This window comes from Komarekiella delphini-convector SJRDD-AB1 (genome assembly GCF_014831675.1).
In the GTDB taxonomy this organism is placed as follows: domain Bacteria; phylum Cyanobacteriota; class Cyanobacteriia; order Cyanobacteriales; family Nostocaceae; genus Komarekiella.
Map to the genome: position 1 here is coordinate 212266 of NZ_VJXY01000004.1, position 15636 is coordinate 227901.

General features: G+C 38.0%; 10 protein-coding genes and 1 pseudogene. 7 read left to right on the plus strand and 4 right to left on the minus strand.

The window, feature by feature from the left end; all coding sequences use genetic code 11:
* The first annotated feature begins 47 nt into the window (after nt 1-47).
* The 6 genes and pseudogenes from FNW02_RS06140 to FNW02_RS06165 all read left to right on the plus strand — a co-directional run bounded on the left by FNW02_RS06140 (nt 48) and on the right by FNW02_RS06165 (nt 11500).
* Nucleotides 48-728 carry a hypothetical protein gene (locus FNW02_RS06140; protein WP_191756664.1) on the plus strand — a complete coding sequence of 227 codons (681 nt, stop codon included), beginning with the start codon at nt 48-50 and terminating at the stop codon, nt 726-728.
* Between the two features lie 173 nt (nt 729-901).
* The gene (locus FNW02_RS06145) at nt 902-1207 is read left to right on the plus strand and encodes a hypothetical protein (RefSeq protein ID WP_191756665.1); all 306 of its coding nucleotides are present in this window, start codon (nt 902-904) and stop codon (nt 1205-1207) included.
* 14 nt (nt 1208-1221) lie between these two features.
* Nucleotides 1222-2031 carry an IS630 family transposase gene (locus FNW02_RS06150; protein WP_191756666.1) on the plus strand — a complete coding sequence of 270 codons (810 nt, stop codon included), beginning with the start codon at nt 1222-1224 and terminating at the stop codon, nt 2029-2031.
* Nucleotides 2032-2078: 47 nt separating this feature from the next.
* A pseudogene (locus FNW02_RS06155) lies at nt 2079-2291 on the plus strand (IS630-like element ISAva6 family transposase); the annotation flags it as partial.
* 598 nt (nt 2292-2889) lie between these two features.
* The gene (locus FNW02_RS06160; protein WP_191756667.1) at nt 2890-10716 is read left to right on the plus strand and encodes a hypothetical protein; all 7827 of its coding nucleotides are present in this window, start codon (nt 2890-2892) and stop codon (nt 10714-10716) included.
* A 13-nt stretch (nt 10717-10729) separates the two neighbouring features.
* Nucleotides 10730-11500, plus strand: coding sequence for a hypothetical protein (locus FNW02_RS06165; RefSeq protein ID WP_191756668.1), 771 nt, complete (start codon nt 10730-10732; stop codon nt 11498-11500).
* On the opposite strand, the gene FNW02_RS06170 is transcribed toward FNW02_RS06165, so the two are convergent.
* On the minus strand, nt 11497-11742 hold the full coding sequence (locus FNW02_RS06170) for a hypothetical protein (RefSeq protein ID WP_191756669.1): 246 nt from the start codon (nt 11740-11742) through the stop codon (nt 11497-11499). The two genes, FNW02_RS06165 and FNW02_RS06170, sit on opposite strands and share 4 nt — an antisense overlap.
* A 258-nt stretch (nt 11743-12000) precedes the next feature.
* Here FNW02_RS06170 and FNW02_RS06175 point away from each other — a divergent pair, with 258 nt between their 5' ends.
* On the plus strand, nt 12001-12789 hold the full coding sequence (locus tag FNW02_RS06175; protein ID WP_191756670.1) for a response regulator: 789 nt from the start codon (nt 12001-12003) through the stop codon (nt 12787-12789).
* Between the two features lie 4 nt (nt 12790-12793).
* Here FNW02_RS06175 and FNW02_RS06180 read toward each other — a convergent pair whose 3' ends face one another.
* The 3 genes from FNW02_RS06180 to FNW02_RS06190 are packed head-to-tail and all read right to left on the minus strand — an operon-like array spanning nt 12794 to nt 15190.
* Complete coding sequence (locus tag FNW02_RS06180) at nt 12794-13414, minus strand: DUF6753 family protein (protein ID WP_191756671.1); 621 nt, start codon at nt 13412-13414, stop codon at nt 12794-12796.
* Nucleotides 13415-13469: 55 nt separating this feature from the next.
* Nucleotides 13470-14276, minus strand: coding sequence for a hypothetical protein (locus tag FNW02_RS06185; protein ID WP_191756672.1), 807 nt, complete (start codon nt 14274-14276; stop codon nt 13470-13472).
* A 20-nt stretch (nt 14277-14296) separates the two neighbouring features.
* Nucleotides 14297-15190: a P-loop NTPase family protein gene (locus tag FNW02_RS06190; RefSeq protein ID WP_191756714.1), complete on the minus strand. Its 894-nt coding sequence runs from the start codon at nt 15188-15190 to the stop codon at nt 14297-14299.
* Nucleotides 15191-15636: the final 446 nt, after the last annotated feature.

Genomic DNA, 15636 nt, shown 5'->3' on the forward strand with positions numbered 1-15636 from the left:
TAGCTATATTAAATTATAAAAGTAACTAGAACTAAAGGATGTAACCTATGCCCAAGAAAAAATGCGGACTTGGCTTTGACTGTGCCAGCATGATGCAATACCCAGGCATAGACCCTGCCGACTGTTTAAATTACAAAATTTGTGGAAGTGCTGTTCAACTAAGCCCCGATGAAGAACTCGAACTTGTTCGTATTCGGGAAGAACAAATGCGCCAGTATCAAGAACAAATTCGCCTAACCCGTCGTTCTGCCGCTATCATGATGCTGATGAGGCGCGGTTGCCCACAATCACCAGAATCGTTAGGTGTTATCCCCGCCATTGAGGCGATCGCCACCACATTGGATAATATTCGTACTGGACTTACCAACTTCGACGGACAGTACATCGCGCCACCTGGTTGCGAACTCCACATCTACAATGTCAAACGGCCGAGTGGTACGTACTCGTACTATAAACTAACCGCCGAAAACGCAATATTTGCACCTTCAGAGAAAGAACAAGAAGTACGGGTAATTCACCTCAGCCATCAGCATGATGCGCGGTATATAGAAGCACAACTTGGTATCGAACGGCGGAACAAGTTAACCCAAGTGCGAACACTGCTTCACAACGCAAGCACATTGCTTGAGGAAGCAACACGCCTACTCGAACAAACCACAGATATGAACAGTCCAAATACTACAGTTGAAGTTTTCAACAGTGATGAAATTATACCCATCGACTCATAAAACCAGCAAAAAGGGAAAATTTACTTCATTACTGCCACAAAATATAGATACTGAAATACAGGATTATCTTATCTGTAAAGCTGCTTTATCTACCAGTACGCTGTGACGGTTACGATCGAATTGCTCTGATAGGTATGCCAACAGGCTAAAAACCGACTAGGGAGAAATGAAAAATGACCATAAGTTTTAGAGAATGGCTCAAACAATTTAAAAATCAAGATGCACCCTTTGGTGATTTATGGAGTAATGCCACATCGACTAAAAGAGGAAGATTTCAAGATAAGATTTCAGACTCTTGGCAGGGTGACACTATAGAAAGCTTGATAGAGTTTATGGTTAAAAACGAAGCATCATATCAATCTCATAGTGTTCTTAATGAAGCTAATGAGGCGTATCATAATTATTTAGGTTTAGAACCTATAAAATCATCTAATACCAAGTCCGGTTATCATAAACCACTTATAATCAAGGAAAAATAACCTCAAAAAATGAGATGCCTAAAAAAGCGTACTTAGCCAACCACTTTAATTCAGATGAACTAAAGCAGAAGTATCTCAAAAGTCAAGATGCTGTGGAATCGAGACGATGGCATTTACTTTGGAAAGTCTCTTTGAATTGGAGTATCAAAAATAGTGCGCTCGCCGTAGGCATAAATTATGATTATGCTAAAAAAATCCTCAAAAAGTATAACGAATTAGGAGCAGAAGGAGTCAAAAATCTTAAAAATCAACATCATCGGTCAGAAAGAGGGAAGAAATCGCTCTTAAGTGACGAACAACTAGAAAAATTAGCGAAAGAATTAGAATCGAGGCCGGCAGATGGGGGTATCTGGACTGGACCAAAAGTAGCTCGTTGGATAGAAAAAGAAAATAAAATAGAAAAAGTTTGGAATCAAAGGGGATGGGATTACTTAAAAAAGCTGAGATATTCATGTCAGAGTCCCAGACCCAAACATAAAAAAGGAAATCCCTTAGAACAAGCAGAATTTATTCAAACGTTTCCATTAAAGATTAAAACCTTACAAGAACAATATCCAGAATCTGAGATTGATGTATGGTTTTTTGATGAACACCGAGTCGGATTAAAACCAATTTTAAGAAAAGTTTGGGCAAAAATTGGGGAAAGACCAAGGGCGATAGTTAGTCATCGTTATGAATGGTTATATGTTTATGGATTTGTGAAACCTCAGACTGGAGAAACTTTATGGTATTTAATTCCTAGAGTCAATACCTTATGGTTAAATCTGGTCTATGAAAGCTTTGCGATTGATGCTGCAATTTCTGAAAAAAAAAGGTCTTCTTAGTAGAAGATAATGCAGGCTGGCATCGAAGTAAAAAATTAAAAACTCATGAAGGAATAATAGTAGACTATTTACCAGCTTACTCCCCAGAATTGCAGCCTGCCGAAAGACTATGGACTTTAGTGGATGAACCTTTAGTAAATGAATACTTTGAAACAATTGATGAAATGGAACAAGTCTTAGTAAAGCGTTGTAATATTCTCAGTGAAATGAAAGAAGAAATTAGAAATCTAACTAATTATCATTGGCTAAATGTTATTTAATTTATTAGGGGTTTATGGAAACCGGATTTAGTATAAATTGGAAGAGTTAGAGAACCAACTTAAAGCTAAATATTACGCAGAACGTCTACAACACTATACAAAATTATGTATTTTATATAGGAATCCTACTTGAATCTTGCTCAGTATACTGAGAAGTCAAGCTTTGTATCTCAAGCCACTTTGTTCTAGTTACTTTAAATAAAAATAATAGCTAGAACAGAGTACAGATCCAAAGACATAAAATTATCAACCTGCTGCCACACTAATTTAGCTTTCTCTCTCAAACTACAAACATCGGCACAATGGCAAACATTAAGAATGTTACTACTGATTCAGCATTAAGCAAGAAGTAATTGAGAAGTTTGTATATTTTTTTCATACTTAAATTTTGAGATCACGCCGAATAGGTCTTCAGGAGACTGAATCTAAGTAATAGCTACACTAGGTTGTATTAAAAATTACATTTATTTTGGAAATAGAAATTAGAAAATTGTTTAATAAATTACCGATATAGAGAAAGTAAAATCAAGCTCTAAGGGTATTTTAGTGCCAAAAAGTAAAAATTTATATTTAAATTTATAAGTTTAATTGTTTATATATGACAATTCAAGCTAAACATTTTGACACTAGGTTAAATCAGTGGATTCATACAGATGGTAATACGGTTAATCCAGCTTCACTGTTAAAAGAAGAACTTAATAATACCTTAATAGAACATTTCTTTCGTGGGGTTAACTTTTCGTTCGGACATATGGACGAAAAGTCTAGTGTGGAACAATTAATTAATCATCCTGAAGGTCACAAATTATTATTATCATCAAAAACACGGTTGCTATATGGGCCTGAAAAATGTCTAGATAGAATTAAACAATTATGCCCTGATAACAAAGATAGAGGTGCTTACGGATCTATTTTTCTCGGTTCGTGTAAAAATAGCGTCAATAAAGAGTTAAATATTCTAATTGTTGATGACAGTAATGGTGAAAATGGCAGCGTTATTAGTAATGACCAAGCATATCGGCTAACCGGAGACTGTTACGGGCAAATATCCACAGACCTATATCACGAATTAACAAAACATCAAAAAGGTGATAAATATCGAGTAATTCAGCACCGTTTCGGCTGGACTGACCAAGACGGAGACGATAACAAATACCGCTTTGGCAAAGGTACACTACGCCCTGCAAACCTTGACCAAATCCTCAATTATTCAGATCCCAACAACTCAACTAAAATTGACTTAATTCTTCCCTTATCTGCATTCAAGGGAACTGATAAAGACAACCCTAATGGGCCAAGCAAGCCCCAAATTCAACCTGGACTGTACAGGCAAAATATCTGGCTAGGTGAAAAATCACAATCTGAACTCGGTAAAACAGCTATCTCGCAGTTACTCGCTTCATTCCCTAACGGGCTGAAAGACTTTACCGAACAGCTAGAACTTGAAGCCAAAAAGCTTAAGGAAGTACAGGACGACCCCCGGCAACTTGCACAACTTTACTGCGAAAAGTACGAGAAACGGAAAGCTTTTCTTGAAGAACAAGCAACCACGCTAGAAGAACAAGCAGCAAAAGATCCAACAGTAGTAGAAGAGTTAGAAACTTTGCGCGATGGCGCGGGAGCGCCCGCCGTAGGCGATCGCATTGCTACTGACTCGTTTATTTACAAACTTATCAAAGCTGACCTGCAAGAAGAGGGTCAACTTCTTGAAACTGAGAAAGTACAGCGCGAACTTGCCCGGTTCGTCCAAAACGAGTGGAAAGAAATCGCCATCGGCAAGACGCTCACATTTGAGCGGGCAATGGTCATTCCCTCCAAAGACCTGCAAAATGGGGAAATCTGCATCCCGCATTATCAAGACGGGGAAGAAGTTCTCAACTTCCGCTCACCCTTCCTCAACTCAAATGGTCTGTGCGTCTCAACTAACAAAGTTGTAGAAGACGTCCTTGGGCCTGATGGTAAAGCTCTTGTAGGTGCGATCGCTGTCTCGGACGAAACAAGCGATCGCATTTATAACCGTCTAAACGAGCAAATTAAATCTGTCCTACCCGAAGCCCAAAGTAAAAATATTCAGTTAGAAGGTATTGAAAATTATTTAGATAAAAATATCAGCAAGCTCGAAACTAAAGACAAAATCGAGTTTACCAACAAATTTAATGAGTATATTTCAGAACTAAAGTCAGCTGGTTACGAATTAGAAATTCTTCCTCAAGAGTCCGAACAAGAGCGGCAGGCACGCGACTACGATGGTGATTGTATTGGCTTCGAGCGGGCAAGCAGGTATCCAAACCTCACTGCCGAGGCAAGGGAGCGCAACCTGCCTGAAAACGCTTACGATCCAACTGTTAAACTCAAAAAACAATCTTTTTACCAGGAAGATGGCAGTCAGCCGGAATTTGAAGAAATCGCCATCCACATGAGCGATGGCATTAGTGTCGGTGTTATCAACAATCACCTGACCTCAATTGAGGCGTTAGAGTCAGAAATTACTATCCTGAAAAACTTTGGTAGTGAAAAAGACCAAATTGAGTACGTACAGCAGGTAGCCAAACACTACGAAGATTTATTTAAAACAGAAGCCTGGGCAAAATCCAAGGGTATTGAAGGGAAGGAGGTTCCGACCAAGTATCGCAGTTACATGGAAGAGTTTATCAAAACTGTTCGGCAAGAACCCCTAAACCTGGTCAATGCACTGGTGGCAATGAACACTAACACTCAGATATACCGCGAAATGATTGCCGAGGCAGCATTTCAAAACCAAATTGCAGTTGACCTCTTCAAAAGTGCCAAAAAACCCGAAATGGAAATTATCCGCAATAACAGTCGGATTCTCCACCGGGAGGTTAACTATATTAAGGATAAGAAAAAAGATGTTTATATTGACAATACAATTCAACCCACGGGATACTCGCCTGTTGAATTACTAATTGCTCAAACCAACCAGTATTTTGAAAAATCTCGTCTCGAATCGCGTGAAATCGCCCAATTTCAAGCTTTATTTAAAGGTGTCGAGTTTTCTAATGAACAGCGATTAAGAGCTACTCTTGTCAAAAAAGAATTTGACAAATCCTTTAACCAAGCGAGTCAGCGATCTAGACAAAAAGAAACTGAAAAAGGGCCGTCTGCAAATATTACCCTTGCTAACGGCAATCAAGTAAGTGTAACTAACCTTTTACAGTATGACAACGAATTTATCTGGAAAGCTAATAAAGTTACAATCAAGCTATCAGAAATATCTGAAGACAAGCGCAACAGTAACCGCCCGCATAAATATGTAGTTTATGCCCAAATTAACGATGAGACTGAGAACGGTAAACCTAAGTTTATGGCATTGGGAACACTTGCTAAGGAGCAAGAAAACAAACCTGAAGAAATAGGAATTGGACTTGGACAGGAAGTAACGTCTAACAAAATAGCCTTTCAAGCTGAACTAAGCGAAGGTCAAATTAAGCTTCTTTACCAAAAAGCCTACCAGATAGCAGAAGAATTTTACAATTCAATTCCAGAAGGACAAAAGCTAGCAATGGCAGCTGCTACCTGGGCAGTATCAACTACTCGTGAGAGTAGTAATGATAAAGGTAGCGATTACCAAAAGAAAGTTTCTAATTTTGCCTTTGCGTCGTTCCCTCAAGAGATTATCGGTCAGTTAGGCACACTCAGATTTAACGAATTTAGTATCACTGGGTTCGACCGTAGTAGTGAATTATTTCATGAAAACCAACCTCAAAATATTCGATTTAATCTAGCTGAAGATGGAAAAAGTGTCATTGAACTGCAGAATCAGGAAGGTAATTACGAAACATTTGGAAATATAGAACAAAGTAACGCCCGACTACCAATTGGTACTACTGGTATTGCCAGTATTGAAAAAGGTGAAGTATATACCACCTCTGTTACAACCAAAGTACCCGGACTACCAGAACTTACCTTCAAAGTAGGTGAAGTTAATAAGTTTGGAAATTCCCAGAGGTTCAATAATGAACCTGTAATGTTAACAATTGAAAAGGTTGATCTTATTCGTGAAGACTATAGCATTTATCTTCAAAATAGTAATAAACCTGAGAAACTAGGCAACATTGATAAGGAATCAATCAAAGAGGGTATTGCTGAAGGTTGGATAGCAGAAAAACCTGGTAATGGGCAACAGTTACAGATTAAAATTCAAACTATCATCACCGGACAAAATGCCTATGCAATAGCAGAGACATCTAAGGGAAATTTTTTACGAATTAATATTACTAATCCCAAGTACAAAAAACAGGAGATTAGCAACCAAGCATTTAAAGAAACTTTAGTTAGAGCATTTGATAAAAAGCACGTTTATATTGCTAAAATTGGTGCTCAATCACTCGGTATTATTGGTCAGCATACTGAACGCCTCGAAGCCGAGTTAAATAGAGAGAATGTACAAAGACAGTGGCAAAGGAAGGAAAGTAGCACTGTACAAAAACTAATTGATACAGGTATTATTCGCTTAAACCAACAACGAACTACTATCCCTGTAGAGATTACCAGTAATGAAAGTACCTGTAAAATAACTATTAATCCAGAAACAGTACAGTATCCTGACAAATGGGTTAAGCGCAGTCAACTTATCAGTAATGAACAGCCTGTCAGAAACGAACAGCAAGAAAAACGCAACCAAATAGTCGGTAAAATTAATGAACGTCCTCCAATCATGTTCCAAGATAAAGAACAAAAATTAGTAGGGCTTTTAGGATTAGCAGTTGACGAAAATATAGCCGACAAAACTAAAAAGTATCTAGAAAAAGTAGGAGTATCATACGAACAGCTTCCCGGATCACAAGCTCGGTTAGAAGCCAAAAAAGGTATGACTGTATTCGTACTCGATGAAAGTACCATTAGTGACGAACTAAAACAAACCTTTATTGACCGGGCTGATGGTAATATCAAGAGTGCAGATACACCATCAAAAACCACTCCAGTCGTTCCAGAACAAACTATATATTTTTATAACCAAAACCAACAATATAGTTCCCCAGATGGATCGCTCTTAGAAACTAAAGAAGCTCTCGGATTAGTAGTTCCCGCACAAGACGCGATCGCTGTAGCTACTTGGCTAGAATCAAAATCTACTGAAAATCATTATTTTATTGAGAGTAACACAGCTACATTTATTTTTAATAAAAATGAGATTAGTGAAAAAATAAACGAAGAACTAAATAGTTTACTTGGAGAACCGATTAATATCGGTGAAATTGATGGATTTGACCGCTACGAACAGCTTAGTGCAGAGTTAAATCAAAAAGTTGCAGATGAAGGTAGTCTTTTACAATTAAACCAAATTCCAGAAAATAGTGAGTACAAAAAAGCTCTACAAGCACTACCTAACCGTCCCAGAGAGCTTAATCAAGAAGATTCTCCAATACCAATTATTCCTGCAAAAGCTGTACCAGAAAAGAATACAACTAACATTCAATCAGATACTAACGCTACAGTTGCAGGTATTTCACAAGTTTATCAAAACGCGGTTGAGATACAAGTATTAACAGGTACACAATCAAAAGTTAATAATCAAGCAATATTACTACCCAACTCGGGCCAAGCTGATCAAACCAAAGCTATCGAAATATTGGGTAAGGTAAGCAAGGAAAAAGTAGAACAATTGCGATCGCACCTTGAAACCCACCTCAAACCCGTACTTGAAAACGATAAATCCAACTACGCACTACTGAGACAAGTTGCATGGGTCGGTGCAAAATGGGATTTAAAAGACAAAGACTTCAAGCCAGGGGTACAGGACAACAAGTTAATGGAACTTGTCAAACAAGTATATCCTGATGCTGATATTGTGCTGGTAACTTACTCCGAGAACCCCGGTGCTGGCATCAACTACCACCGCGATGACTCCTACGCCGCGACGGAAGCCCGCAGCATTAATATCGGAAATTCTGATTGGGGGTATCGCGCTGCTAAAGAACGAATGGCATGGACTAGGGAGGAGAATCAGGACGCACCATACCAAGAGTTTAAACTTGAGTCGGGTACTGTAACCCGCTTTAACTGCAAGAACGAACACGCTGCGCTCAATACTGAGGCTGGCAGATGGTCTATCAACATCTGGTCAATTAAAAATGACCTGGGCAGAGAAAACAGCGTTCGCCAAAAATTTGAAAACTTCCTCGCCTCAAACCAACCTCCTCGTGCGATAGTCCAAAGCAGCAGCGACCTTACTATCAAAACTAACGAGTGGACTCTTGGGGGAGAAATTAAAGTAGAACGCAGTTATACAAGCCTCAGAGAAGTCACCCGAAACATACCCTCACACCCTTTAAACCAACCAACTGTAGAAGAAATTATCGCCATCGGCAATTCCACTGCGGCACGCGCTGCTAACCCTCAGATTCCAGACAACCCGACTATATCTGGAAAACCAGTACCAATGGTTTATTCGCTGCATCTGCACGGCGAACCTTCCAAAGTACCAGCTGATACAACTATCGATGCCATGCGCGGACACGGTAGGATACACAACACCAGAGGTGTAGATTACCAGAAAACTTATGGTGTCAAAGAGGGAGATATTGCGATCGCCCAAGGTAAAAACGGCGAGCAAGTTGCTTTCCGGGTGGGTAAGCAGTACAAAATTACCCCTGAAATGATTCAAGATCCAAGTTACCAGCAAGCCTGGGCGAAATGGGAAAAGCATTCACCGAAAGAACTTACTCAAGCACAGGCGAGTAAGAGTCAGGTATATGGCTTATTCATGGAGCCGCTAGGGGATTATGTCAATGGCAGAATTGTTCCATTCCCAGCCATCCAAAAACAAACTCTCACTCCGGTAAATATCAGCCCCGACTCCAAAGATGGACTTGGAGTAGCACTCAGCCTTGCAACTGCATTCGCAAAAGAACAAGGCAAGCTACAAAACGATTACCAAGTTTCAGTCAATAATAATCCAGAAGCCCCCGCCGGGCAGTATGGAGTAGAGAACCACAGCCAAAAACCTGAAGGAGTAGCATACGCATCCGCAGAACACGCATTTAATCACAAAAAGCAGTTGCATCCATCAGCTGATGAATACAAGTTAATGGTAGAAGTGCTTCAGGCTAAACTCGAACAACACCCCCGGCTAACAGAGGCGATCGCCAAACGTGGAGGAACTGAGTGGCTGGAAAACTGTACGGCAGTTGCTACAACGGGGGGAACCCCCACAACGCACTGCCTCACCAATATAACTAACGCCCAGGATAAACAGTGGGAAGGTAAGGGTAAAGAATCCGCATTTATTCAAGCCCTCAGCGAAGCATATACCAATGTAGTTGAAAAGTCACAACAAACTACAGTACAAACCCAGCAGGAAAAGTCCGAACAGACTGCTCTGCCACTCACAAATCCACTGTCCCAACTCGAACCCATAAACGCCGCCGTCGCTGAACATATGAAAAAAGATATTGCGATGGCCCAAATAGCTACCCAGTTTATCGGTAAATCAACTGCGCCCCCCAAAACACCTTCAAGCACTCGGAATTACGAGCAAGCATGGAGGGAACGCGCCAACACAGGAAATTACTCGAAAGACGACATCATTATGGTATCCGGGTCTGGCCCGTGGCGCGGAGTGACAAGTGAGCAAATTGCTCAAACATTTGAAAATCACTACAAACCGTTACTTGATAAGGCAATAGAAGCGAAAAGCTCTTTCATAGTCGGAAACGCACAAGGAACCGATCAATTAGTTCAAAATTATCTTCAAGAAAAAGGGTACAAAATAGAACAAACTTCCCAAGGATACGCTGTATTTAATCCTATAGAAAATATCAAAATTAGTACCAACACTATTTCTTCCAATACACAAGTATCACATAACCCATTTATTACTAATGACAAGAGCATTTTCTCTCCACAACAAAGTCAACAACCAAATATTGACCAAGCACTCACATCACCTTCTCAACCAAGAATACAGCAGGTTGGAGCGATGGATAACATTATCGAGCGGATGAAAGCTAATACAGTGCAAAATCTTCAAGACTGGTATGTAGCATCTGAAAAGCTCGGTAAATCAGAAACATATCTCAATAGAATTCAGGAGGTAACTGATTTATACATCAAAGAAAATATCAGTCTTGAGAACGCTTTTAAGGCAATGGAGCGAGATATTAAGGAGCTAGAAAAAATTAATAAAATGACCAGTATTGCCCAAGATTTAGTTAAAATCATTGGACACGAAGATATCAATGGTATTATGTCAGTACAAACAGAAAAATACCAAATTGCTACAAAAGCCCAAGACAAAATCTACTTAGTTAAAGATAAAAATGACAAGATATTATTATATATCAAAGAAGGGAGAACCCAAGTAAGTAACATCAGTGATGAAACATTACAGGACTTTCAACTCATGAATTCCCGTATCGATAATGCTCTCAAAGATGTCAAAAAAGATTTAGTGGAGAGGTAATTTTATTTTTAGTATGAAAGAACTAATCGAACTTCCAGTAGAAGGTTTAACTCCAGCGATGCAAGCTAGTCTCCTCAGAGAATTGATCAAACAGCTTAACATCCATGATGATAAATTTGAAGAATCTGCAAAAAAGCCTCCAACTGCTGAGGAAATAAAAGAGGCTGTGCTAAGATTGAATTCGGAAATTAACAGAATCAGTGAAGTAGTGCAAGATGAGTTAAAAGTAACCTCTACAGAAATTAAACCTATCACTTTTGTTAATCAAGTTAATCAAGAGTCATCTTCACAAGCCGAAGCAAGCCAGTTTACACGAACGACAATTGAACCAGAGGTTCTAAAAAACCCCACAAATAAAAATGACGACAATAATGGCAACCCAGTAGAAGAGAGTCCAGAAGATAGAGTACAATCTCTTACCGCCGATTCTCAAATTAGACAGTTTGTTATTCCTGTAATTTTAGACCGCTTAGATATATTTGGAAAATCAGATAAAGAGACAAAAGGTATCATTTATAAAGGTGAAGCATATACTGCAAGTCTAAAATTAGAAGAAGATTCGCAAACTCTTAGCCTTGATAGAAATTTGCCTAATTCCGAACAAAGTCGAGAAGCACTCTTGGCATCTCGTGACAATAACTCACAAGAGTACTCTATCACCATTAATAATCTCACCAAAGAGGAATTTGAACGTTTCAAGACTCTGTTCAATGAGCAACAAGCACGCCGCGAACAGAGTCAACAACAATTCAAAAACCAGGATTCTGCTAAAGAGCTAGATTAAATCAACCCAAACCACACGCCATACATAAAAGCTATAAATCCAAAAATCAGCTTTTTATTAAAACTCAGGGGGGTCTTAGGACAAATAACAACCGCAACAGCAAAATAGTAAAAAGACGCAGTAAAGTCAAACAAACTCGTCGGGTTAACAGGCAATCTGCCTAACCCGACCAAACATAGCATCCCCATTAAAGACCAAACAACAATCTTTTCTATCCATCCTAAAATTTTATTGCTCTTCATAAAAAATTATTTATTCCTCCATCAATTCGCTGATAACTATTAAAACCAGTACTGATAAATAAAATCATCTAGTAAATAGATTGCTTAATGAAAACTACATAAACCACCCAATTACTTTGTAAAGTTTTTACAAATAATAATAAAAATTTTAAATAAGCTAATTATTTTATAGTAATTGTAAAGATTGAAAATTCTAAAAAAGGTAAGTGCTATAAGTATTATTATCAGGGACAATACCAAACCAAAAAAGCATATAATATGAAACCTATTAATGTTGTCATCATTGAAAATGAGAACATATCTAGGATTGGCGCGGCAACAATATTATCTGAAACTAGTGCAATCCAAGTCTGTGGCCTTGCCAAATACGGAAAACAAGGAATAGAAATTGTTGACAAAGAAAAGCCAGATATCGTAATTATAAATATTGATTTACCTGATATCGATGGCATTGATGTAATAAGCACAATTAAATCCAAACACGCATCAATTAGAATTGTGGTTATAACTGCAAATAGCAGCCGAGATACCATTAACGCGGCAATTAGTAATGGCGCAGACTGCTACTATGCTAAAAATAGCCTTAGAGAAGAAGTAGGAGAAAGATTCGTTGAAGCAGTAATGGCTGCGTACAATAATGAATCATGGATTGACCCAACTATTAATCGTATTCTGATCGATAGTCTCAGGTCAAATGACACACCCGATAGAAATGCACTAGATTTGTTAAGTGATTTCTCTAATAAAGAAATCACAGTTCTTCAATTAGCTGCCGGAGGCATGAAAAATAATGAAATTGCCAATGTAATGTATGTTTCTGAAGGTACAGTAAGGTCATATCTACATAATTCATTTATCAAACTAGGAGTCAAAGATAGGTTAAACGCTATCCGCGAAGCAATCCGCCTGGGAATCCTCAGTTTTACAGACATGAAAATCGAAGAAGAAGTTACTCAAGAAACCCACACAAGAGTCAAAACAAACCAAAAAAGTCAAAAAGATACAGCTAAAACGAGTAATAAGGGATACAAAGGCTGGGTTGCCTAAAAAATTAATCAACTGCAATTATGCAGCCACCTGAATACTTCTTCTGCTGGCGGCAAGTTTTAATGATGGCGGCGTTTTTAACATAAATACTACGTGCTATCTTACCTTCATTGGATTTAGCCCAATCCAGAAGCTTTTTATCTTCGGGTTGTAAGATGGCAGATCCAGAAGCCGCCTGCTGAAAAGTTACACTTCCAGCGATGGTCTTGTATGTAAAAACACCAATTGCAGCCCCTAAAGCCAGTACAAAACCCAATACCCCCGCCACTTGTGCTAATCGCCAATTACTTAGATTTAAGTGAGGTAAGGCCCCACCAGCTTGTTTAGTCATCTTAACTAGTTCCTTGGCTGCTTCTGCGATCGCACTTTTTTGTTGTTGTATAGCCACCTTAGAAGCACTGTTAAGCTTATCGTCTACCATGTCAGTCCAACCCACCACAAGCGAGTCAAGCCTACCTGGTAGCTGCTGCAACGCAAACTGAGTTGTACCCAGTTCCGCATATAGGTTAAACAAAGGGTCATCAGGTCGAACACCCAATTTCAGTATCCAATCAGTAACCTCTGCTTTTTTCTCTTCAGAATATTCTGCAACAACTTTTTCAACAACTTTTGCAATATTGGTCATAGGTTGTTTAAACAGTCAATTTGAAATTTCACTGTTAATTTGGTAAAGCAAATACCTACCATTTTTCAGATTCAATATCTTCAGTTACATCAAGATTGGAAAGACTTTGTTTATTTGCACCTACAGAAGCTAGTTCTACACAGTTCGTACTCAACCCCAAATAATTAGAAGCTATTCCATTAGACACAATAGAGTTATGAAAATTCTCCATCCAGTTGAATACTATAGAACGCTGAATAGTATTAATAGGAGAGTTAGTTTCAATCAGTTGAGCATAAGGTAAACCAGTATCCTCAAGCAACTGGTAAAAGTCATTATCTAACCCACCTAAAACTAGTTCCAAGCCGTTTATTTTTTTAATATCAGCTTGGAATTGACTACCTTCATAGTATCGAAATTGCTTGCTAAAGTAATAATTTTTGATAACAACATAGTCAACCTGACTACCAAAATGCTGATATAAATCCTGAAGATACTCTTCAACACAATCTTTACGATGTGATATCGGGTGCAAGAAAGTAACACGATATCCCAGACACTTAAGATTTTCTATCAGTGAAACATCTTTATCAAAGAACTTGAATTCTCGGAGGTTTTGACCTGGCATATCAGTCAGAACCACATCAATCTTTGGAAACATTTCTAAGTCAAGTAATAACCTATCAGAATCACCCCTGGAGAATCCTAAATGATTTATCTCAAAGCCTTTTGTTTGATACATTGATAGTTTATTACGATGCCCATGATAGAAAACACGCACATTAAGTTTATTCTTCAAGTACAACTCTAGCAAAAGTCTAGAAGTTGTGGATTTACCCACACGAGCATCACCCAATGTAATAACAAAACGCTTTTTAAACATAACAAACCAAGCAAATTCAATTAAGCAGCTATATTTTGAGATGGTAAATTTGAATCTTGGTTTTTAGCTTTTTCTTTCTCTTCATTTTCTCTAAGCTCTTTAGACTTTTCAACAACTGCTGGATAGTAACAATCATCTGGTTGTATATCAAAGCCAAATAAATTAAATGCCGACTTAATTTGCGCTTCAAACTCAGCAAGCCAAGATTTAATTCTCGACTTAATCACAATATTTGTTCCTTGATGAGTCTGACCTTCATTAAATGTTAAAGCATGGCGGTCAATAAAGTCGTAGGATTTGTAGAACAAATCTGGCATCACAAGTTCTACCAGACCTGTTGCAAGCATATTTTGACGTAGAGAAGCGTCATTATAACGCTCAAATTTTTCTTCTTCACCATGAAATAAGTTCTTGACAACAATATAATCTACTTGATCTTTACAAAGTTCACGCAGTTTTTCTAAAACATTTATTGAATCAAGAACCCTACTAATCACCGAAATCATTGTAACTCGACAATTAATATCGGTTTTAAGCACTTCAAAAAATGAAAGCTCTTTGACATAACTTTCAAAGAAACCTCCAGATTGTGCTGGTAAGTCTAATAGCGTAATAGGACAATCACTCTCATCTAAATTAATTAATAAATCGTCAGCACCACCTCTATGGAAAATATCAATGTAACGTATTATCGGTCGGTAGTCTTTTTTGAAATATCTTTCTAACTGAGGATTTCTTAAGTCAGCTTCATAAGTGACACAGGGTAAATTTTTATTAATGTACAGTTGAAAAAGCGCTCGTGCAAAGGTGCTTTTTCCCACGCCACCTTTATCACCTGTAACAATTATTAGCCGCTTTTGAGGTTTACTATTACTATTACTATTATTAGTATTGGTTGTATTATCATCAGACATGACTTTCTTACCCTTATTGGTTCTATTTTGAGACATAACAATTCTCTACAAAGCAAATACACTTTGTTGATATAAATCGAAAGTTTTAAACATTATTTTGAAGAAGATAATTCATTTATGATAGTTGATAATTATTTTATATAAGCAACATTTAATAATAAAATTAGTTGATTATACAGGTTCCCAGTAAACCACTTAAAATGACTGCATTCCTTCATCAATTCTCCCATAACAAATAATTAGAATTACAAAAATGTCAATGCCTGAATCAATTTTAAAATGCTCATATAGTTGTCGTGAAAATTAGCTATATGAGGAAGCCAATAAATACTCATTATTCAATGAAACCTGACTACTCTGTTTTACATAGATTGCTTTTAGTATGTAACCTTTAGCTCAAAAAGCCAATCGACAAAATTTCAATATTTAATCAACATCTGTTGATA

What these genes read in the sequence shown, in the direction of transcription:
- FNW02_RS06140 (WP_191756664.1), top strand. Translation starts at nt 48, where the DNA reads ATGCCCAAGAAAAAATGCGGACTTGGCTTTGACTGTGCCAGCATGATG.
- FNW02_RS06145 (WP_191756665.1), top strand. Translation starts at nt 902, where the DNA reads ATGACCATAAGTTTTAGAGAATGGCTCAAACAATTTAAAAATCAAGAT.
- FNW02_RS06150 (WP_191756666.1), top strand. Translation starts at nt 1,222, where the DNA reads ATGCCTAAAAAAGCGTACTTAGCCAACCACTTTAATTCAGATGAACTA.
- FNW02_RS06160 (WP_191756667.1), top strand. Translation starts at nt 2,890, where the DNA reads ATGACAATTCAAGCTAAACATTTTGACACTAGGTTAAATCAGTGGATT.
- FNW02_RS06165 (WP_191756668.1), top strand. Translation starts at nt 10,730, where the DNA reads ATGAAAGAACTAATCGAACTTCCAGTAGAAGGTTTAACTCCAGCGATG.
- FNW02_RS06170 (WP_191756669.1), bottom strand. Translation starts at nt 11,742, where the DNA reads ATGAAGAGCAATAAAATTTTAGGATGGATAGAAAAGATTGTTGTTTGG.
- FNW02_RS06175 (WP_191756670.1), top strand. Translation starts at nt 12,001, where the DNA reads ATGAAACCTATTAATGTTGTCATCATTGAAAATGAGAACATATCTAGG.
- FNW02_RS06180 (WP_191756671.1), bottom strand. Translation starts at nt 13,414, where the DNA reads ATGACCAATATTGCAAAAGTTGTTGAAAAAGTTGTTGCAGAATATTCT.
- FNW02_RS06185 (WP_191756672.1), bottom strand. Translation starts at nt 14,276, where the DNA reads ATGTTTAAAAAGCGTTTTGTTATTACATTGGGTGATGCTCGTGTGGGT.
- FNW02_RS06190 (WP_191756714.1), bottom strand. Translation starts at nt 15,190, where the DNA reads ATGTCTGATGATAATACAACCAATACTAATAATAGTAATAGTAATAGT.